Source organism: Cedecea sp. Ae19-4, assembly GCF_059801165.1.
The window spans coordinates 657,731-678,631 of sequence record NZ_JBCHWG010000001.1 but is presented as its reverse complement, the minus strand read 5'-3'; the positions used below and the strand labels follow the sequence as shown (position 1 = coordinate 678,631).

At 54.7% G+C, this 20,901-nt stretch carries 15 protein-coding genes; 6 read left to right on the top strand and 9 right to left on the bottom strand.

Annotated elements, in window-relative coordinates; translation table 11 throughout:
• Positions 1–72: 72 nt before the first annotated feature.
• Complete coding sequence (gene pflA / locus AAIE02_RS03155; RefSeq protein ID WP_008461164.1) at positions 73–813, top strand: pyruvate formate lyase 1-activating protein; 741 nt, start codon at positions 73–75, stop codon at positions 811–813.
• A 131-nt stretch (positions 814–944) separates the two neighbouring features.
• Here the strand turns inward: pflA and AAIE02_RS03150 are convergent, their stop codons facing one another.
• The 9 genes from AAIE02_RS03150 to lrp form a co-directional block, all read right to left on the bottom strand.
• Complete coding sequence (locus tag AAIE02_RS03150) at positions 945–2,093, bottom strand: MFS transporter (protein ID WP_336983277.1); 1,149 nt, start codon at positions 2,091–2,093, stop codon at positions 945–947.
• 296 nt (positions 2,094–2,389) lie between these two features.
• Positions 2,390–3,250, bottom strand: a complete 861-nt coding sequence (locus AAIE02_RS03145; protein ID WP_336983278.1) for a dimethyl sulfoxide reductase anchor subunit family protein — start codon at positions 3,248–3,250, stop codon at positions 2,390–2,392.
• 1 nt (position 3,251) lies between these two features.
• Positions 3,252–3,869 (bottom strand): DMSO/selenate family reductase complex B subunit, encoded by a 618-nt coding sequence (locus AAIE02_RS03140; RefSeq protein WP_008461158.1) that lies wholly within the window; start codon positions 3,867–3,869, stop codon positions 3,252–3,254.
• A 10-nt stretch (positions 3,870–3,879) separates the two neighbouring features.
• Positions 3,880–6,321, bottom strand: coding sequence for a dimethylsulfoxide reductase subunit A (gene dmsA, locus AAIE02_RS03135; RefSeq protein ID WP_498531957.1), 2,442 nt, complete (start codon positions 6,319–6,321; stop codon positions 3,880–3,882).
• A 345-nt stretch (positions 6,322–6,666) separates the two neighbouring features.
• Positions 6,667–7,959 (bottom strand): serine--tRNA ligase, encoded by a 1,293-nt coding sequence (gene serS / locus AAIE02_RS03130; RefSeq protein WP_498531956.1) that lies wholly within the window; start codon positions 7,957–7,959, stop codon positions 6,667–6,669.
• A gap of 94 nt (positions 7,960–8,053) precedes the next feature.
• Entirely contained in the window at positions 8,054–9,397 is a 1,344-nt protein-coding gene (locus AAIE02_RS03125) for an AAA family ATPase (protein ID WP_166995484.1), read from the bottom strand.
• An 8-nt stretch (positions 9,398–9,405) separates the two neighbouring features.
• Positions 9,406–10,017, bottom strand: coding sequence for an outer membrane lipoprotein periplasmic chaperone LolA (lolA, locus tag AAIE02_RS03120; RefSeq protein ID WP_166995483.1), 612 nt, complete (start codon positions 10,015–10,017; stop codon positions 9,406–9,408).
• Between the two features lie 176 nt (positions 10,018–10,193).
• Complete coding sequence (locus AAIE02_RS03115) at positions 10,194–13,907, bottom strand: DNA translocase FtsK 4TM domain-containing protein (protein ID WP_498531955.1); 3,714 nt, start codon at positions 13,905–13,907, stop codon at positions 10,194–10,196.
• A 121-nt stretch (positions 13,908–14,028) separates the two neighbouring features.
• Positions 14,029–14,523 carry a leucine-responsive transcriptional regulator Lrp gene (gene lrp, locus AAIE02_RS03110; protein WP_000228469.1) on the bottom strand — a complete coding sequence of 165 codons (495 nt, stop codon included), beginning with the start codon at positions 14,521–14,523 and terminating at the stop codon, positions 14,029–14,031.
• Positions 14,524–15,015: 492 nt separating this feature from the next.
• Between lrp and trxB the strand changes: the two genes are divergently transcribed.
• From trxB to infA, 5 genes are all read left to right on the top strand, one after another.
• Positions 15,016–15,984: a thioredoxin-disulfide reductase gene (gene trxB / locus AAIE02_RS03105; RefSeq protein ID WP_336817855.1), complete on the top strand. Its 969-nt coding sequence runs from the start codon at positions 15,016–15,018 to the stop codon at positions 15,982–15,984.
• Between the two features lie 113 nt (positions 15,985–16,097).
• A complete protein-coding gene (cydD, locus tag AAIE02_RS03100) occupies positions 16,098–17,864 on the top strand; it encodes a heme ABC transporter permease/ATP-binding protein CydD (protein ID WP_008461111.1) in 1,767 nt (588 codons plus the stop codon).
• A complete protein-coding gene (cydC, locus tag AAIE02_RS03095; RefSeq protein ID WP_498531954.1) occupies positions 17,864–19,585 on the top strand; it encodes a heme ABC transporter ATP-binding protein/permease CydC in 1,722 nt (573 codons plus the stop codon). The genes cydD and cydC overlap by 1 nt, the downstream gene beginning before the upstream one ends.
• 61 nt (positions 19,586–19,646) lie before the next feature.
• A complete protein-coding gene (gene aat, locus AAIE02_RS03090) occupies positions 19,647–20,348 on the top strand; it encodes a leucyl/phenylalanyl-tRNA--protein transferase (protein WP_498531953.1) in 702 nt (233 codons plus the stop codon).
• 278 nt (positions 20,349–20,626) lie between these two features.
• The gene (infA, locus tag AAIE02_RS03085) at positions 20,627–20,845 is read left to right on the top strand and encodes a translation initiation factor IF-1 (protein ID WP_002211347.1); all 219 of its coding nucleotides are present in this window, start codon (positions 20,627–20,629) and stop codon (positions 20,843–20,845) included.
• The last annotated feature ends 56 nt before the right edge of the window (positions 20,846–20,901 follow it).

Below are 20,901 nucleotides of genomic sequence, written 5' to 3'. Positions count from 1 at the left end.
GACTTAACACAGCCGGCTTGAGCTGTGCACGACACAGGCCCTGGACGGGCCACATCTGGAGAGATCACCGCAATGTCAGCAATCGGACGAATTCACTCTTTTGAATCCTGCGGTACCGTGGACGGCCCCGGTATCCGTTTTATCACCTTCTTTCAGGGCTGCCTGATGCGCTGCCTTTACTGCCACAACCGCGACACCTGGGACACCCACGGTGGCAAAGAAGTGACGGTAGAAGAGCTGATGAAAGAAGTTGTTACCTATCGCCACTTCATGAATGCCTCGGGCGGCGGCGTTACCGCATCCGGCGGCGAAGCTATTCTGCAGGCCGAGTTCGTACGTGACTGGTTCCGCGCCTGCCGTAAAGAAGGGATTCATACCTGCCTGGACACCAACGGCTTTGTTCGCCGCTACGATCCGGTGATTGATGAGCTGCTGGAAGTCACCGACCTGGTAATGCTCGATCTCAAGCAGATGAACGACGAAATCCACCAAAACCTGGTGGGCGTGTCAAACCACCGCACGCTTGAATTTGCGCAATATCTGTCGAAAAAAGACATTAAAGTGTGGATCCGCTACGTTGTTGTACCGGGCTGGTCTGACGATGACGACTCTGCACATCGACTCGGGGAATTTACCCGCGATATGGGCAACGTTGAAAAAATCGAGCTGCTGCCGTACCACGAGCTGGGCAAACACAAGTGGGTGGCGATGGGCGAAGAATACAAGCTGGATGGCGTGCACCCGCCGAAGAAGGAAACGATGGAGCGGGTGAAAGGTATTCTGGAGCAGTACGGCCATAAAGTAATGTACTGATTCGAACCGTGCTCCCCTCTGTGGGAGCACGTATATTTTTCTTTCGGCTCGCTCACTTCTCAGCAGGGCCTCACATAGCTCAACCAGCCACAAACGCCCATGAGATCGGGTCTATAGACGCGGCAAGCTGATTAAGCGTGAGCCACCGGGGTTGGATGATGGCCCGCCTTACGCAGCAGCATCATCAGGTAAACAAATGACACTGTGGCCATCATGATAAACAGCACGTTATCAGAGTAGTTTTGCATCAGCAGCGCAGTCACTGTCGGCCCAATTAAGCTCCCGATGGTGTAGCTCAGCAACAGCGCCTGATTCATCGCCACCAGCTGATGACGCTCAATCCTTTCGCAAGCCCAGGCCATCGCCACCGGGTAGAGCGTGAAACCAAAAGCCCCCAGAACGAATAGCGCAGGCCCCATGGCGGCGTTGCTGAGCATCGCCAGACAGCCGAGAATCACCACAAACACCTGCACACGCAGCACCAGCAGACGGCCATATTTGTCCGCCAGACGCCCCATAGGCCACTGACCAACAATACCCGCGCTGATCATCAGCGCCATCCAGAAACCAATACCGGAGTCGCTCACGCCCTGATGGTTCAAATACAACGGCATCAGACCATACAGAGAGCCGAGTACGATACCTGACATAATGCAGCCGTTCACGCCCAGTCGAGCCTGGCGCAGACGCAGCATCGGCCAGACCGGCGTGTTATCCCGATGTTCATCCCCATCGCTCACGATATGGGTAAACAGCAATGGTAGAATAGCGGCCAGCACCAGCGCGGTAGCCCAGGGCAGAACGTTCATCAGCTCAGTAGAAAGCTTGCTGACCATCAGTTGGCCGACCACCATCCCGATGTAGTAAACGGTCATATAAGCCGCCAGCAGACGGCCACGGTTGCGGGAAGTCCCGCTGCACATCAGGGCGCTTTCAACCACAACCCAAATCATGGCGCAGCCCACGCCGGCCACAAAGCGCCAGACCATCCAGCTCCAGAAACCAACCATCAGCCCGAGGCCAATACAGCCCACGGCAAAGATAATGGAGGCAAGATAGTAGCTGCGGTTAAACCCGTGGCGCTTAATCACCCATCCGGTAATCAATGTCCCGACCAGGTTGCCGGTAAAGTAGGCGGAGCCCACCATCCCGACCTGCCACGTAGGAAGATTATCGTGAGCCAGCCAAAGCGGGACGAGCGTGTTTAAAACCGCCATCGCCAGAGTCAGCAGCAAAAGCCCGCAAAGCAGGAGCAATACGGGACGGGTATAGGTGGTCATGGGTATCAAACCGTGAGGAAATCAGGAAATTTGTGCGCATCATGCCACCGGTAAATTGATTGTCAATCCAGCAATAATGGGGGGTATGGAGGGTTTGAGCGGGTACGATTTGAAAAACTTATCCTGCTAATAAGTGACCGGAGTCACGTAAATTGTATCTCGCTGTTTTTGATGCGATATAGCGGGAAGCAGGTCAAAATGAGCAATCAAAAATTTCATGGATATTCAGGTGAAATTTTCTTATGCGAGAAGATGAAAAAGCGCGCCCTCAGACGCGCTTATAACTCGATGAAATGTTAGCTCGCTATCGCCATACCAACCGTCATATGCAGCCCGTAGAAAACGCCGCGACCGATAAGTTCACCTGCAATCATCAAGACCATCGCCAGCGTCAGCAGACCGACGCCAGGCCGAGAGCCTTTCAGCTGCGGTACAATCCAGCCGACCAGAGCAATCACCAGCAGAACCATCCGCCCGGCCATCAGCGAACCGTACTCCGGCACCAGCGCAGATGCCTGTTGAATAGAGTTATGCAGCGTAGCCAGTTCCATCCCCTGCATCAGCACAACAACCATGCTAACCAGCAAAGCAAGCAGTGAGACGACAGGCAATATACGCATCCCCCAACCGCTAACCCCGGCTGCAGAAAGCAGCAAATAGCCCAGCAGTGGACCACCGATAAACATCGTCAGGAAGAAGCTCAGCGGCGTCCAGACGCTAAACCAGGTCGGAACTGTGTCAATCAGGTAAACCCGACTCATCATCCAGACAAATACCACGCCCAGAATCATGGTGATTACGACCCAGACTTTGCTGAGTGCCTGAGGCATTTTTCCGAGCACGGTCAAAAGCCACCAGAAACCACCCACCGCAAAGAATACCGATCCGCTGGCAATTTCATTGCTCAGCGCTGAACTGCCGAGGCGATTCAGGGAGTTGAACGCTCGCAGCGGCGAGCCGAGATGCAGAATTGAGGCAATAAAGCCGATGCCCATCAGGATCCATAGCACCACCATCAGCAATTCGGCGCGCTTGCGAACCGCCCTGTCCTTCACGCCATACAATAGCGCCAATGCCATAACGATAAACCCGCCCGCAACGCACTGGCCTAACACCGTAAAGACCATCAGCGGCCATTCATGCCATCCGTTTCCCATCTCACACCTCCTTCGGGTTGGCCAGATAACCGCTGGTATCCCCACTTGGGCGGCTGTTGGCGTTAGGTTTAATCACGATATTTGGTTTTGTGAAGTGCGATGCAGGCAGCGGCGCAATGGCGGCCTGAGTCCCGTACTTTTTGCGTAATTCGTCGACAGGTGCTAAATCCAGCGCTCGCAACGGGCAGGATTCCACACAAATCGGCTTTTTCCCCTCGGCAACGCGCTCATAGCAGCCGTCGCACTTGGTCATGTGGCCTTTCTCTTCGTTGTACTGCGGCGCACCGTACGGACACGCCATATGGCAGTAGCGGCAGCCGATACAAACCTCTTCGTTCACCACCACAAACCCATCTTCCCGCTTGTGCATGGCGCCGCTCGGGCAGACCTTAGTACAGGCCGGATCTTCACAGTGGTTACAGGAGATAGAAAGGTAGTAGGCGAAAACATCCTGGTGGAAAACACCGTTATCTTCCTGCCAGTTACCGCCCGCATATTCATAAATGCGGCGATAGCTAACTTCCGGACTCAGGTTCTTAAAATCCTTGCACGCCAGTTCGCAGGTTTTGCAGCCGGTGCAGCGACTGGAGTCGATATAAAAGCCATATTGGGTTGTCATTTACTGCTCCTTACGCCTTTTCAACCTGGACCAGGTTACTGTGGGATGGATTGCCTTTTGCCAGCGGTGACGGGCGCTGGGTGGTCAACACATTGATGCTGCCCCCGCGGTCGACTTTATTGACATCGGGGCTATACCAGGCGCCTTCCCCTAAGGCGACAACGCCAGGAATGATGCGTGGCGTCACTTTGGCGCTAATGCGGACTTCCCCGCGGTCGTTAAAAATACGGACTTCATCACCATTGGCGATGCCGCGCTGTTTTGCATCAAGCGGGTTGATCCACATCTCCTGGCGACAGGCAGCCTTCAGCACGTCAACGTTGCCATAGGTCGAGTGCGTCCGCGCTTTGTAATGGAAGCCGGTTAGCTGCAGCGGCCATTTTTCCGCCAGCGGATCGCCAACGTTCTCAAAACCAGCGCTATAAACCGGCAGCGGGTCGATGACATCCCCTTCCGGCAGTTCCCAGGTGGCGGCAATATCCGCAAGCTGAGCGGAATAGATCTCAATTTTCCCTGACGGCGTCGTTAATGGGTTGGCATGGGGATCTTCACGGAAGGCTTTGTAGGCGACGTGATGCCCTTCCGGGTCACGCTTTTTAAACATCCCCAATTGGCGGAACTCATCAAAGCTCGGCAGCTCAGGGATCGCTGCCTGAGATTGAACATACAGGTGACGCATCCAGCCTTCCTGCGTCCGTCCTTCCGTGAAACGCTGCTCCACACCCATACGCTTCGCCAGTTCGGTCGTCATTTCATAGATGGTTTTGCATTCAAAACGCGGCTTGATGGCCTGTTCAGCAAAAATCACATAAGACATGTTGCCGCAGGAAGCATCGAGGCAGAAATCCATCTGCTCAGAGGCCGTGCAATCCGGCAGAAGAATATCGGCGTATTTCGCAGAGGACGTCATATGGTTGTCGATTACCACGATCATTTCGCATTTTTTATCATCCTGCAGAATGTCGTGCGTGCGGTTGATCTGAGAATGCTGGTTAATCAGGCAATTCCCGGCATAGTTCCAGACCATTTTAATCGGTACATCCAGTTTCTCTTTACCACGCACGCCGTCGCGGGTGGCTGTCATCTGCGCGCCGCGTTCGATGGCATCGGTCCACATAAACATGGAAATACTGGTTTGAACCGGGTTTTCCAGCGTAGGCATTCGCACGAACGGCAGGCTATAAGAGCCTTCACGCGCCCCGCTGTTGCCCCCGTGAATACCGACGTTACCGGTCAGGATAGAAAGCATGGCGATTGCGCGGGAAACCAGCTCGCCGTTGGAGTGACGCTGCGGCCCCCACCCCTGGCTGATAAAGGCCGGTTTAGCACTGCCAATTTCCCGGGCAAGTTTGATAATACGATCGGTCGGAATACCGGTTATCTGCGAAGCCCATTCAGGCGTCTTGGCAATGCCGTCAGCTCCCTGACCCAGGATATAAGCTTTGTAGTGGCCATTGCGCGGCGCACCGGCCGGGAGCGTTTTTTCATCATAGCCCACGCAGTATTTGTCCAGAAAGGCCTGATCTACTAGGTTTTCGTCAATCATGACCCACGCCAGTGCGGAAATCAGCGCCGCATCGGTGCCAGGGCGAATAGGGATCCACTCGTCTTCCCGGCCTGCGCCGGTGTCGGTGTAACGTGGGTCAATAATGATCATTCGGGCATTGGACTTTTGGCGAGCCTGTTCGAGGTAATAAGTTACCCCGCCACCGCTCATCCTCGTTTCGCCCGGATTATTGCCGAACAGCACCACCAGCTTGCTGTTTTCAATATCGGATGGGCTGTTGCCGTCCGCCCAGCCGCCGTAGGTATAATTCAGACCGGCGGCAATCTGTGCGGTGGAATAGTCCCCGTAATGATTGAGGTAGCCCCCGCAGCAATTCATCAGGCGAGCAATCAGCGTGGAACCCGGCGGCCAGGAACGCGTCATGGTTCCACCCAGCGTACCGGTACCGTAGTTCAGATAAATAGCTTCGTTACCATGCTCTTTAATGATGCTCTGCATGCTGTGGGCAATGGTATCAAACGCTTCATCCCAGCTAATGCGCTCGAACTTCCCTTCGCCACGCGCGCCAACGCGTTTCATCGGGTATTTCAGGCGGTCAGCATTATAGACCCGTCGGCGCATAGAGCGACCACGCAGGCAGGCCCGAACCTGGTGTAAACCTTCATAATCGTCATCGCCGGTGTTATCGGTTTCGACATATTTAATTTCGCCATCCACCACATGCATACGCAACGGGCAGCGGCTGCCACAGTTCACCGTACAGGCGCTCCAGACCACTTTTCCACTGCTACCGGGATTAACGGTTTGAGCGGCAAAAGTGAGCCGAGAGAAGGGGAGTGAGAAGGCGCTAGTTGCAGCAGCTAAACCACCGATTGCCGTGGTTTGGACCAGCTTACGACGGCTGACCTCTGCCGCGAGGATCGCGTTAGGGGTTTTATCAGTCATAGTGACCTACTTGTTTTGCTCACAGTTGAAATAAGCCGACAGCGGTCACGCGGGTTGAGAGCCCACATTCCGTTGCGCAGCTAAAGGGTGAAAGGGGTGTCCGGTATATTTTTATTGAAGGATTGACCTGGCCGCGTCACGCCTTGTGAAGCACGGCCGTCAAATGATGATTAGATGTAAGTTTTAATTGAACAATCATCACCCGCTTCCGGTGAGCAATAATACTTCTTTGGGAGTAGGGGTTATTGTCTGGTATCAAGAAAGGCGGTGTTGACGTAAAACCTCGGAATTAGGGTATAAAAAAAGCGCCCTTAGGCGCTTTTTCAATGCATCACAAACGGCGGATTACCCGATGTATTCCAGGCCATTCATGTAAGGACGCAGCACTTCTGGTACCTGAATGCGGCCATCAGCCTGCTGGTAGTTTTCCAGGACGGCGACCAGAGTACGGCCAACTGCCAGACCAGAACCGTTCAGGGTGTGAACCAGGCGAGTTTTCTTGTCTGCTTTACTGCGACAGCGGGCCTGCAGGCGGCGAGCCTGGAAGTCCCAGCAGTTGGAACAGGAAGAGATCTCACGGTACGTATCCTGTGCCGGCAGCCAGACTTCCAGATCGTAAGTTTTGCGCGCACCGAAACCGATATCACCGCTGCAAAGCAGCACTTTACGGTATGGCAGCCCCAGCAGTTGCAGAACCTTTTCCGCGTGGCCGGTCATCTCTTCCAGCGCATCCATAGAGTCTTCAGGGCGAACTATCTGCACCATCTCAACTTTGTCGAACTGGTGCATACGAATCAGCCCGCGAGTATCACGGCCATAGGATCCAGCTTCAGACCTGAAGCACGGCGTGTGCGCAGTCAGCTTCAGCGGCAGGGAATCTTCGTCGATGATCTCGTCGCGAACCAGGTTGGTCAGCGGCACTTCTGCGGTAGGGATCAGCGCATAGTTGCTGCTGTCCGCTTCTTCTTCCAGCGGACGAGTATGGAACAGGTCACCGCCAAATTTAGGCAACTGGCCGGTACCGTACAGCGTGTCCTGGTTAACCAGATACGGAACATAGTTTTCCATGTAACCGTGCTGCTCGGTGTGCAGATCCAGCATAAACTGGCTCAGCGCACGGTGCATACGCGCCACCTGCCCCTGCATGACTACAAAGCGGGAACCGGTGAGTTTAACCGCCGCAGCGAAGTCCAGGCCTTTTGCCATTTCGCCCAGGGTGACGTGATCGCGCACTTCGAAATCAAATTTACGCGGCTCGCCCCAGCGGCTGACTTCGACGTTTTCGCTGTCGTCTTTGCCCAATGGCACGCAGTCATCAGGAATGTTTGGCAATGTCAGCGACATATCGCGAATTTCTGCCAGCAGAGAATCAAGCTCGTTTTTCGCTTCATCCAGCTCTTCACCCAGCTGGTTAACCTGCAGGCGCAGCGGCTCAATGTCTTCTCCGCGCGCTTTCGCCTGGCCGATGGATTTCGATCGCGAGTTACGTTCAGCCTGCAGATTTTCCGTTTTGACCTGCAGTACTTTACGACGCTCTTCCAGAGAGCGCAGCGTGTCTACATCCAGCTTAAAGCCCCGGCGTGCCAGTTTTTCAGCGACTGCGTCTGGCTCTGTACGCAGCAGATTGGGATCGAGCATGCTTATCCTGTGCTTATCGAATTGAATTTATAGGAGTGCGGCCACAGCCTGCGACCGCTTTGATAGTCTTGCTAACCTTACCGCAACGCCTGCATTAGCGGTAGCGTTTTGTGGGGCTTTTCTGATCCTGCTCGGTCAGCCAGGCTAGCTTTTCGCCAATCTTCCCTTCCAGACCTCTGTTGGTCGGCCGATAGTAGCGAGTTTGCGCCATTTCAGGTGGGAAATAGTCTTCCCCGGCGGCATAGGCATTGGGCTCGTCATGGGCGTAACGGTATTCCTGGCCATAGCCCATTTCTTTCATTAATTTCGTTGGGGCGTTACGCAGATGGACGGGCACGTCATAATCGGGGCGTTCGCGCGCATCCGCCATTGCAGCTTTGAATGCGGTATAAACGGCGTTGCTTTTCGGGGCGCAGGCCAGATAAACAATCGCCTGAGCAATAGCCCTCTCCCCTTCCGCTGGCCCTACGCGGGTGAAGCAATCCCAGGCGGCAATGGCCACCTGCATACCTCTGGGATCCGCGTTACCAACGTCTTCAGAGGCAATCGCCAGTAAGCGCCGCGCAACGTAGAGCGGATCGCCACCTGCGCTAATAATACGCGCGTACCAGTAAAGAGCGGCATCCGGGGCAGAACCGCGAATTGATTTATGTACCGCTGAAATCAGATCGTAAAAACGATCGCCTTTATTATCGAAACGCGCACTGCGTTCACCAGCAATCTCCGTTAGCAATTGGGTTTGCAAAATCCGGTTGCCGCTGGCGTCAACTTCAGCCATATCCGCCATCATTTCGAGCGTATTTAACGCCCGGCGCGCATCGCCGTTAACCAGCTCGGCAATGGCTTTACGCGTTTCGTCCGGCAGGATGATATTTTGCCCGCCGTAGCCCCTGGCTTTATCGTTCATCGCCTGATCGAGCACCAGTTCAATATCCGCCACGGTCAGTGATTTCAGTAGATACACGCGGGCACGGGAAAGCAGCGCCGAGTTGAGTTCAAAAGAAGGGTTTTCGGTTGTCGCACCAATAAAAGTAATGGTGCCGTCTTCGATATGCGGCAGGAAGGCATCCTGCTGGCTTTTGTTGAAGCGGTGAACTTCGTCGACAAAAAGAATGGTGCGGCGCCCGGCATTGCGGTTCTGCCGCGCACGTTCGATGGCCTCACGAATATCTTTCACGCCTGAGGTTACCGCAGAAATACGTTCAACATCCGCGCTGGCATAGCGAGCAATCACTTCGGCGAGGGTTGTTTTACCGGTGCCCGGCGGCCCCCAAAGAATCATGGAATGCAGATGACCTGCTTCAATGGCTCGGGGCAGCGGTTTTCCATCAGCCAGCAGATGCTGCTGGCCGATGTACTGCGCCAGATTTTCTGGCCGCATACGCGCGGCCAGCGGCTGGAAGGTATTCTCTGAAAAATCGAGCGACAGATTGCTCACTCAAGCCTCTACTTACGTTGGTCGTCCACCGTGACGCCTTTTGGCGGGGTGAACGTAAACTTACCGGCATCCACTGCGCCGTTTTGCTGAGCCTTCAAAGTATAGCTGCTGCGCTGGTCATCCTGCTCTACGGCGCTGAACTGATGGATAGTGCCGTCTCGGCCGACGTTGATGGTGAACTGCTTCAGGTTACCCGAGCTGCTTTTTGGCGTCAGCACAAAGTCATCGCCGTTCTGCTTAATGTTGTATTGCTTCCAGTCGCTGGACTGGTTGCGGGCAATCAGCATAAACGGCGTATTGCTGGTGGCGTCTTTTAGCCAGGTAGCCGTAACCTGCTCAACAAACGGGTTGTAGAACCACAGGGTTTTACCGTCGGAAACGAGGATGCTTTCATCGGGCTGAGTCATGTGCCAGTTGAACAGGTTTGGGCGCTTAACCCACAGATCGCCCTGGCCTTCCTGCACGGCAGCGCCGCTACCATCGGTGACTTTCTGGGTGAAGCTTGCGTGGAAGCTGCCAACTTTATCAAGGCGACCCTGCAAATCCCCGGCTGCGTCAGCCCAGGCTCCGGTTGCGGTCAGGCCGGCTAACAGCGCACAGGCAATTACGATTTTTTTCATTATGTTCCCTCTGGATTCATTGACCACCTGACGATGGCACTTCTGCTGCTCACTCTAGTGAAGTCTTCGGCTACCGCAACAGAAGAATAAGCTGATTTTCCGGTAATTTACCCATCTTTGCAAAAAGAGCCGCAGGCGCGGCTCTTTTTTGCTCAATGGACTAGCGCTCGGCCGGATTACTCAAACTGAGGTGGCGCAAGAACCTCTCGGTTACCGTTATGCCCCTGTGGGCTCACGATCCCCTGCGCTTCCATCTGCTCCACGATTCTCGCGGCTCGGTTGTAGCCGATACGGAACTGGCGCTGCACGCCGGAGATAGATGCTTTACGTTTCTCTACCACGAAAGCGACTGCCTGATCGAACAGCGGATCCAGCTCTTCGTCACCGTCCATCCCGCCGCCACCGCCGTCACCGCTGCCTTCATCATCGGTAATGCCGGTGATATACTGCGGACGGCCACGTGCTTTCCAGTCCTGCACCACCGCATGCACTTCTTCATCACGCACAAAGGCACCGTGCACACGAATCGGCGTCGTGGAGTTTGGCGCGGAATAAAGCATATCCCCCATGCCGAGAAGTGATTCAGCGCCGCCCTGATCCAGGATTGTGCGTGAGTCAATTTTGCTCGACACCGTAAACGCGATACGGGTTGGGATGTTAGCTTTAATCAGGCCGGTAATGACGTCAACCGATGGACGCTGGGTTGCAAGAACAAGGTGAATACCTGCGGCGCGCGCTTTCTGTGCGAGGCGGGCGATCAGCTCTTCTACTTTTTTGCCTACCGTCATCATCAGGTCGGCAAATTCATCCACCAGCACCACGATATACGGCAGTTTCTCCAGCATCGGGTGGCTCACTTCCATGCTGTCACCAGGTTTCCAGAACGGGTCAGGGATTGGGCGCCCCATGCGCTCAGCTTCCAGCACGCGTTCGTTGTAGCCCGCAAGGTTTCGCACGCCCAGCGCGGACATCAGCTTATAGCGGCGCTCCATCTCGTTCACGCTCCAGCGCAGCGCATTCGCGGCGTCTTTCATATCCGTAACCACTTCGGTCAACAGATGTGGAATGCCTTCATACACCGACAGCTCAAGCATTTTCGGGTCGATCATAATGAAGCGAACATCTTCCGGCGTTGCTTTATACAACATGCTGATGATCATGGCGTTTACGCCAACCGACTTACCGGACCCCGTTGTACCGGCTACCAGCAAGTGAGGCATTTTCGCCAGGTCTGCAACGACAGGCTCACCGCCGATGTCTTTACCCAGAACCACGGTCAACGGAGAGCCGTTGTCGCGGAATTTAGCGCAGTCGAGCACTTCACGCAGATAAACGGTCTGGCGCTTTTTGTTAGGCAACTCAAGGCCTACGTAAGGTTTACCCGGAATAACCTCAACCACACGCACGGCGACGGTGGAGAGCGAACGCGCCAGGTCGCGGGAAAGGTTAGAGATGCGGGCAGCCTTTACACCCGGAGCCAAATCCAGCTCGAAGCGGGTAATGACTGGGCCAGGGGAATAATCCACTACATCCGCTTTAATGCGGTAATCCGCCAGACGCGCTTCAACCAGGCGCGCCATCTGCTCCATTGCAAAGGTATCTACCGGTTCAACCTCAGTTGGAGGAGAAGTCAGTAGATCCAACGACGGCAGCGGCGTGGTCGGTTTCTGAAGCGGGCGATCGTCACCGTTGCGCATCAAGAACGGGTGGATCAGGCTCTCTTTTGGCTCTGGCGCAGCAGGCTGATGCTGAGCCGCCTGAGCATATTGAGAAGGCTGTGCCGCGGGTTGACTGTGCTGAACTGGCTGCGGGGCCGGTTCAAAGCTCGGGGTAAACAGCGGCTCGCTCGGCGTATCATCCACCAGTTCCTTCAACGATGACTGGAAATCAAAGTCGTCAAGAGAGAACGGCGCATTATTCTGCTGTGGCTGCTCGCTATAGCGCTGTTGCTGCTGTGCAGCAAACTGACGCGCAAGTTCTGCCTCTTCCGCCTCGGCCTGCTGTTCTTCAGACCAGCTTTCGTCTTCGTACTCTTCGCCATAGCGCTGCTGTTGCTGGGCCGCAAACTGGCGGGCCAGTTCGTGCTGCTGCAGCGCATCGCCTTCATCGCCGTAATTGTCTTCAGACTGCTGGTTCTCGGCGAGTCTCGCCTGCTCTTCTGCCATTCGCTGGGAAGGCAGTTTTATGCCATAGGACGCCAGTTCACGACGAGTCGGAACGCGTACCCGGTTTGGACGTGGCAGTTGAGGGCCAATACCTTCTTTTACCTGAGGACGTGGCGCATCGCTGGCGATACTGAACACGGGTGAAAATGCTGCCGCTGCAGCCCCAGTTTTTACTGCCTGCTGAATACCAGATGCAGTCTGCGTTATATCCGGCACTGGCATTTCTGGTGCCAATAACGGCGTGGAAGCGGGCGCAGATGTCGGTATCAAAGGTTGAACCGGTTCCGGGCTAGCGGGTTTTACTGGCGCATAGCTGTAAGGATCAGGCTTTGGCTCATTGACTGGTTGGTACCACGCCGCAAGCTGTTCACGTTCCCGGGCTCGCTTCTCTTCCACTTCTTCAAAGTGGTACATCGGCGGACGAACGTATTTCACCTCTTCTACCGGCTCAGGCACGGACTGTGGTTCAACGGCTGGCTGAGCCACTGGCACAACGGGTTCAGACCAGCTTTGATGCGTCTCAGGAACAACCTGCTGTTGTATGCTTGCCGGGTGCGGCGACGTGAAATGATCCGGGGCAGGCGCAATAACCGGTTCTGGCGTGACCGTTGTCGGTGCCGGTTCCCAGGCAATCGCTGGGGCAGCATGCTCAGCGTCAACGGCAGGTGCCGGTGTTGATACTGGAGGCATTGAAGCAACCGGCGGTACCGGTGCAGCCCACGACTGGTGAACGGTTGTTGCCGCGGCAGCCGCTGCAATAGGCTCAACGGCAGAGTGTCCACTGAACAGCGGATCGTATTCCTGATCTTCTGGCAAAGTCGCTTTATGCCCGGAGAACAACACATCGTTCGGATCCGCTTCTACACCACGAGCGCTGAACAACACATCGTCTTCAGCGTCATCCATACGCTTGCCGGAGAACAACGCCGCATCCGTTTTGCGACCATTAGGATTAGCAAACTTCTGCGATAAGCGCTGCTTACGCGCAAGCGCCCCGCGTAAAATACGCGCCCGGCGAGATTCGCGTTTCTCAGCAGAAACCCGCGGCGCTTCGTCTTCGTCATGCTCTTCTTCGTATTCGTCCTCATCCTGCCAGGTGTTATCCCGGCGGGTGCGGTTGCTGGCAAAAGTCAGCACGGTCAGCACCGCGCTGCCAAGTTTCTCAGCAATGCTGACCCAGGACCAGCCGGTGAACAGCGTCAGACCAGCAGCCCAAACGCAAAGCAGCGCAATTGTGCCGCCGCTGCTGTTCAACAGCGGCATCATAGCGGTGCTAAGCAAGCTACCCAGCACGCCGCCCGAAGCGAAGTACCAAATATCGTCCGCATTGATGGCCGCCAGGCCACAAGAGGTCAGCACCATCGCAAGTACGCCGATCAGGCGCAGCGAAACGGCAAAATAATCGATGAATTCTTCACTGTCGCGCTGGCGCCAGGTGAACCAGCAGCCCCCGATGATAATCACCGGAATGGTGTAGGCCATCACGCCAAAAATGAAGAACAGCGTATCAGCAAACCACGCTCCCGGCGCACCACCCAGATTATGGATGGGCTCATGCCACGCGGTTTGCGACCAGCTAGGGTCTGAGGGGTTAAAGCTTAGCAAGGCAGCCATCAAATAGATGGCGAATAAGGCAACAAGGATCAGCAACGCCTCGAGTAAACGGCGCCCGCTGCTCAGTTTCCGCAATGTTACTTCTTTATCTTCGGTATATTCCTGGCTCAAGAAAGGCTCTCCAGGTCCTTAAACTCAATGGAGACAACAGCACCGGCGGCCTGCCGGAGCTGTTGCTGTATGGATTCCCAGGAGTGTAACCAAAATACGCCAATTTTGCACCTGGCCCGTATTAACGGGTCTTAATGACCAAACGGTTACTCTGTTTGACCTCTTCCATGACAACATAAGTACGGGTGTCGTTCACGCCCGGCAGACGCAGCAGGGTCTCACCTAAGAGTTTACGATACGCCGACATATCCGGCACGCGTGTTTTCAACAGGTAGTCGAAATCACCGGATACGAGATGACACTCTTGAATTTCTTCAAGTTTCTGCACTGCGGCGTTAAATTGCTCAAACACATCCGGGGCGCCACGATTCAGAGTAATCTCAACAAATACCAGCAGCGAGGCATCCAGATAATGCGGGTTTAACAGCGCCGTATAGCCCTGAATAAAACCCTGACGTTCCAGACGACGAACGCGCTCAAGGCACGGCGTCGGCGAAAGCCCAACACGCTTTGAAAGCTCAACGTTAGAAATGCGCCCATCCTTTTGCAATTCGTTGAGAATATTGCGATCGATACGGTCGAGATCTTTGCCCGGGCGCTTCTTGCTATCTACCATTATTATTGTCTCTCTCTATTCCTTCCTTCACCTGCCATAACCCTGGTGACGTCAATGTTCAGGGTGTACGTGAGAAGACCGATGCCTTGCGGCTGCTATCGACATCACGCATAGCGTCTGTCCACGTCATGCGTAAATTTCAATAACTCGGTAAATTTGCATCAGGTTTGCGCGAGAGCACGCGGCTTCCACATCACCAAATGTTTTTCTTCCTCGAATGTTTTCGCAAATGCTTAGGGGATTGTCAAAGCAAAACATCTATTTTTAGTGGAACGTGCCAGATATTCCTTTTGGCTGATGATTATTCATCATTTTCGCACCGTGATTACCGTGCTATTACAATGATTATTTATGCACATGACGGCGATATTCATTGGGCTTATAGGCAGCATCAATGACACACATCGTTAACAACATTGCTGCACTCTTTTTTTACTGCAACGAATTCCCTACAATCACCCCCATTGTCTGTAAACGTTCAATGAGGATCTCATGGGCACAGCTAAACACAGTAAGCTGCTTATTCTTGGCTCCGGCCCTGCGGGCTATACCGCAGCGGTCTACGCTGCACGCGCCAACTTAAAACCGGTTTTGATTACCGGGATGGAAAAAGGCGGTCAGCTGACCACCACAACCGAAGTCGAAAACTGGCCTGGCGATCCTAACGACCTGACCGGTCCGTTACTGATGGAACGTATGCACGAGCATGCGGCTAAGTTCGAAACTGAAATTCTGTTCGACCACATCACCAGCGTCGATCTGCAGAACCGTCCTTTCCGCCTGGTGGGCGACAGCGGCGAATACACCTGTGACGCGCTGATCATCGCGACCGGCGCATCTGCACGCTACCTTGGCCTGCCTTCCGAAGAAGCCTTCAAAGGCCGCGGCGTTTCTGCCTGCGCCACCTGTGACGGTTTCTTCTACCGCAACCAGAAAGTCGCGGTTATCGGCGGCGGGAATACCGCAGTTGAAGAAGCGCTTTATCTGGCAAACATCGCTTCAGAAGTGCATTTGATCCACCGTCGCGACAGCTTCCGCGCGGAGAAGATCCTGATTAACCGTCTGATGGATAAAGTGCAGAATGGCAACATTGTGCTGCACACCCATCGCACGCTGGAAGAAGTCACAGGCGATCAAATGGGCGTCAGCGGCCTTCGCCTGCGCGACACGCAAAACACCGATGTTACCGAAGAACTGGAAGTTGCAGGGCTGTTCGTGGCTATCGGTCATAGCCCGAACACCGCCATCTTCAACGGCCAGCTGGAGCTGGAAAACGGCTACATTAAAGTGCAGTCCGGTATTCACGGCAACGCTACCCAGACCAGTATTCCAGGCGTATTTGCCGCAGGCGATGTGATGGATCATATTTATCGTCAGGCCATCACTTCTGCCGGAACCGGCTGCATGGCCGCTCTGGACGCCGAGCGCTATCTCGACGGCCTGGCCGAACAGTGTAAATAATCTAAAGATGTTAAAAAAGGCGGCCTTGCTGGTCGCCTTTCTTGTTTCTGCCATGTAACATTGCCTGTCAAAATTGCCTGAGAATTCCTTCTTCTACCAGAATCTGGCACGCGATGAATAAAACCCGTCAGCAAGAACTTAGCCTCTGGCTAAAACAGCAAAGTCTTATCTCTCGCCGTTGGCTCGGCTTGTCACGTCTGCTCGGTTTGGTCAGTGGTTTACTGATTGTGGCCCAGGCCTGGCTGCTCGCACGCATTCTCCAGCACATGATCATGGAAAATATTCCGCGTGAAGCACTGCTCATGCCGTTTATTTTGCTGGTTCTGGTATTTGTGCTGCGCGCGTGGATCGTGTGGCTGCGCGAAAAGGTCGGATTCCACGCCGGATTGCACATTCGCCAGGAAATTCGCCGCCAGGTACTCGACAGATTACATCAGGCAGGCCCAGCCTGGATTCAGGGCAAACCAGTGGGGAGCTGGGCTACGCTGGTTCTTGAACAAATAGAAGACATGCACGACTACTACGCGCGCTACCTGCCGCAGATGTCGCTGGCGGTCATGGTGCCTTTGCTGATTATTATTGCCATTTTCCCGATCAACTGGGCAGCCGCACTCATTTTGCTAGGCACCGCGCCGCTTATCCCTATTTTCATGGCGCTGGTAGGCATGGGCGCAGCCGATGCGAACCGCCGTAATTTCCAGGCGCTGGCAAGGCTCAGCGGACACTTCCTCGATCGTCTTCGCGGGATGGAAACACTTCGTGTATTTAACCGTGGCGCGGCGGAAACTGAAAATATTCGCGCGGCAAGCCAGGACTTTCGTCAGCGCACCATGGAAGTGCTGCGTATGGCCTTTCTTTCTTCCGGCGTGCTGGAGTTTTTCGCCTCGTTATCTATCGCCGTGGTGGCCGTCTATTTCGGCTTCTCTTACCTTGGCGAGCTGAATTTCGGCCATTATGGTGCTGGAGTCACTTTATTCGCTGGCTTCCTGGCGCTCATTCTTGCCCCTGAATTCTTCCAGCCGCTGCGTGATATGGGCACCTTCTATCACGCCAGGGCTCAGGCCGTGGGCGCGGCAGAGACCCTGAAGACCTTCCTCGACGCACCGCTGCAACACCCTGAGCAGGGAACCGTGCAGCTTTCGGGCAACGGAACTTTCACTCTTGAAGCCCGAGAGATGACAATTCTGTCCGCAGAGGGGAAAGTGCTGGCCGGACCGCTGAATTTTATGCTTCCCGCCGGGCAACGCGTGGCACTGGTGGGCCAAAGCGGTGCGGGCAAAAGCTCCCTGCTGAATGTCCTGTCCGGCTTCCTGCCCTATCAGGGGCAGTTGCTGGTCAATGGCGTCGAGCTGGCACAGCTTTCACCTGAATGGTGGCGCACACAGCTTAGTTGGGTGGGGCAAAATCCGCAGCTACCGGCGGCTACCCTACGTGACAACGTACTTCTTGGGATGCCAGAAGCGGACGGCACTCGTTTGCAGGCAGCTCTGGATAAAGCCTCGGTAACAGAGTTTCTGTCGCAGCTGCCAGAAGGTATCGACACCCCAATCGGCGATCAGTCTACCCGTTTATCCGTGGGTCAGGCACAGCGAGTGGCCGTAGCCAGAGCCTTACTCTCCCCTTGCGGTGTTTTATTGCTGGATGAGCCTGCCGCGAGCCTGGATGCCCACAGCGAACAGCGTGTAATGGAAGCGCTCACGGAAGCGTCCCAGAAACAAACCACACTGATGGTGACTCACCAACTGGACTACATCAGCAGTTGGGATCAAATTTGGGTGATGCGGAACGGGCTGATTGTTCAGCAGGGAAACTTCGAACAGCTTTCCGTTGAAGAAGGCCCCTTTGCTCTATTACTGGCCAGTCGCCAGGAGGAGATCTAATGCGCGCATTGCTGCCTTATCTGGCGCTTTATCGCCGCCACAAATGGTTACTGTCTTTAGGCGTTGTTCTGGCGATTATCACGCTGCTTGCCAGCATTGGTCTGTTAACGCTCTCCGGCTGGTTCCTTTCTGCCTCGGCCGTAGTGGGCGTTGCCGGGCTCTACAGCTTTAACTACATGCTGCCTGCCGCAGGCGTTCGCGGGGCGGCTATCACCCGCACAGCGGGTCGCTATTTTGAGCGTCTGGTCAGCCACGATGCTACCTTCCGCGTCCTGCAGCATTTACGCGTGTCAACCTTTAGCAAGCTGCTGCCCCTCTCCCCTGCCGGGCTGGCGCGCTTTCGCCAGGGAGAATTGCTCAATCGCGTGGTGGCAGACGTCGATACGCTCGATCACCTTTATTTGCGGGTTATCTCCCCGCTCGTCGGCGCTTTTGTCGTTATCCTGGTGGTGACTTTTGGCCTGAGTTTCCTTGATGTTTCCCTTGCCTTAACGCTTGGCGGAATTTTACTCGCGACCCTGCTCCTTCTGCCGCCGCTGTTCTACCGCGCCGGGCAGCCAACCGGGGAAGCGCTAACCGTTCAACGCGGTAACTATCGCCAGCAGCTCACCTCCTGGCTGCAAAGCCACGCGGAATTAACCATTTTCGGCGCAGCAAACCGCGCGCGCGAACAGTTAGATGCCACGGAAAACAGCTGGCAGGAAGCGCAACGTCGCCAGGCCGGGTTAACTGCCCTGTCGCAGGCTATCATGCTGCTTATCAGTGGTATTGCCGTACTGACGATGCTGTGGATGGCATCCGCAGGCGTAGGCGAAAGCCAATCTCCCGGCGCGCTGATTGCCCTGTTCGTCTTTTGTGCCCTGGCGGCATTTGAAGCGATGGCCCCGGTTACCGGCGCCTTTCAGCATCTTGGCCAGGTCATTGCCTCAGCGCTGCGCGTGACGCAAATCACCAGCCAGACACCTGAAGTTATTTTTCCTGAAGCAACGCAGCCCGAGCAACGGCGGGCAATTCTGGACATTCGTGAACTGAGTTTTACTTATCCAGGCCAGAGTCAGTCTGCACTGAAAGACATTTCACTGTCTGTCAGCGCCGGGCAGAGAATAGCGATCCTCGGTAAAACCGGCTGCGGTAAATCCACTTTACTGCAATTACTGACCCGCGCATGGGATGCTCAGCAGGGCGAAATTCAACTTAACGGCATCGCCCTTAGCGCTTTTGATGAAGTCACTCTGCGCAAAGCAACGAGCGTTGTCCCGCAGCGCGTACACCTGTTTAGCGCCACGCTTCGCGATAACCTTTTACTGGCATCTCCAGAGGCCAGCGATACCCAACTCAGCACCGCTCTGACTCAGGTAGGACTTGAAAAACTGCTTGAAGACGGCGGGCTTAATAGCTGGCTTGGCGAAGGGGGTCGTCAGCTTTCCGGCGGGGAGCTTCGTCGCCTTGCGATTGCCAGGGCAATATTGCATAACGCCCCTCTTATGCTGCTGGATGAACCTACCGAAGGCCTGGATGCAGAAACAGAGCGCCAAATCCTTGATTTGTTGGCTGAAGTCACCAGAGATAAAACGGTGCTGATGGTCACTCACCGCCTGCGCGGTTTGAACGCTTTTGACAGCATAATTGTGATGGACAACGGGCAAATAATTGAGCAAGGTAATCACGCTGAATTAATGGCGTCCGGCGGACGTTATTATCAATTTCGCCAGCGCCTGTAGGCGTTCTGAATAGACTATTATCAATTTATTATTGCTCTATTGCTCTGGAGTATTGGTCGTCATGCGCCTGGTACAGCTGTCTCGTGACTCGATTGCCTTTCCTTCGCCGGAAGGCGCGTTGCGTGAACCTAATGGGTTATTGGCGCTTGGCGGCGACCTGACCCCCGCACGCCTGCTGATGGCCTATCAGCGGGGTATCTTTCCGTGGTTTTCTCCCGGCGATCCTATTTTGTGGTGGTCGCCCGATCCCCGCGCCATTCTTTACCCGGCGCAGTTTCACCTTAGCCGCAGCATGAAGCGCTTTCATCGCACTTCGCCTTATACCGTCACGCTCAACCACGCTTTTGAGCGCGTACTCTATGGCTGCGCCAGCGACCGAAATGAAGGCACATGGATCACCGCAGACATTGTAGAAGCTTATTTGCGCCTGCATGAATTAGGCCATGCCCACTCCGTTGAAGTATGGGAAGGAAAAGAGCTGGTAGGCGGCATGTACGGCGTGGCGCAGGGGGCATTATTTTGCGGCGAATCTATGTTTAGCCGCCGGGTGAATGCCTCCAAAACGGCGCTGCTGGTTTTCTGTCAGCACTTTATTCGCCACGGCGGCAAATTGATCGACTGCCAGGTATTAAATGAGCATACGGCTTCGCTGGGCGTGATTGAAATTCCTCGCAGAGAGTATCTCCAGGCATTAGCGGAACTTCGCCTCCAGAACTTGGGCTCTCATTGCTGGGTTCCGCAGGCGCTGAGCAATAATGTTTAACAACACATTTTATGTGAGGGTGTTATAATTAGCGCCGCTAAGTGGCTTTTGCCTGCTACCCCGCCGTTGTCTGGGATTTATTGTTTAAGGGAATACCCTCTCATTTATCTCCTTGCGTTCTTCGTCGCAGACGTTGCCATGCGGCAAGCTGCTAACCGGCGGGTAATAAGCAAAATGCACTTTCACTGGTGATTTCACCAACAATTCTTTACATGATAAGCGAACTTCGGCATTATCTTGCCGGTTCAAACTACGGTAGTGATACCCCAGAGGATTAGATGGCCAAAGAAGACAATATTGAAATGCAGGGTACCGTACTTGATACGTTACCTAACACCATGTTCCGCGTTGAGCTGGAAAACGGGCACGTGGTTACCGCTCATATCTCCGGTAAAATGCGCAAAAACTACATCCGCATTCTGACGGGCGACAAAGTCACCGTTGAGCTGACCCCGTACGACCTGAGCAAAGGCCGCATTGTCTTCCGTAGCCGTTGATAGTTTTTATTCCGCGGCCTGAGATGGGCGGCGTTGAGAGTTCGTTGTAATAGAAA

What these genes read in the sequence shown, in the direction of transcription:
- serS (WP_498531956.1), bottom strand. Translation starts at nt 7,959, where the DNA reads ATGCTCGATCCCAATCTGCTGCGTACAGAGCCAGACGCAGTCGCTGAA.
- AAIE02_RS03145 (WP_336983278.1), bottom strand. Translation starts at nt 3,250, where the DNA reads ATGGGAAACGGATGGCATGAATGGCCGCTGATGGTCTTTACGGTGTTA.
- dmsA (WP_498531957.1), bottom strand. Translation starts at nt 6,321, where the DNA reads ATGACTGATAAAACCCCTAACGCGATCCTCGCGGCAGAGGTCAGCCGT.
- trxB (WP_336817855.1), top strand. Translation starts at nt 15,016, where the DNA reads ATGGGCACAGCTAAACACAGTAAGCTGCTTATTCTTGGCTCCGGCCCT.
- pflA (WP_008461164.1), top strand. Translation starts at nt 73, where the DNA reads ATGTCAGCAATCGGACGAATTCACTCTTTTGAATCCTGCGGTACCGTG.
- aat (WP_498531953.1), top strand. Translation starts at nt 19,647, where the DNA reads ATGCGCCTGGTACAGCTGTCTCGTGACTCGATTGCCTTTCCTTCGCCG.
- AAIE02_RS03140 (WP_008461158.1), bottom strand. Translation starts at nt 3,869, where the DNA reads ATGACAACCCAATATGGCTTTTATATCGACTCCAGTCGCTGCACCGGC.
- lolA (WP_166995483.1), bottom strand. Translation starts at nt 10,017, where the DNA reads ATGAAAAAAATCGTAATTGCCTGTGCGCTGTTAGCCGGCCTGACCGCA.
- lrp (WP_000228469.1), bottom strand. Translation starts at nt 14,523, where the DNA reads ATGGTAGATAGCAAGAAGCGCCCGGGCAAAGATCTCGACCGTATCGAT.
- infA (WP_002211347.1), top strand. Translation starts at nt 20,627, where the DNA reads ATGGCCAAAGAAGACAATATTGAAATGCAGGGTACCGTACTTGATACG.
- cydD (WP_008461111.1), top strand. Translation starts at nt 16,098, where the DNA reads ATGAATAAAACCCGTCAGCAAGAACTTAGCCTCTGGCTAAAACAGCAA.
- cydC (WP_498531954.1), top strand. Translation starts at nt 17,864, where the DNA reads ATGCGCGCATTGCTGCCTTATCTGGCGCTTTATCGCCGCCACAAATGG.
- AAIE02_RS03150 (WP_336983277.1), bottom strand. Translation starts at nt 2,093, where the DNA reads ATGACCACCTATACCCGTCCCGTATTGCTCCTGCTTTGCGGGCTTTTG.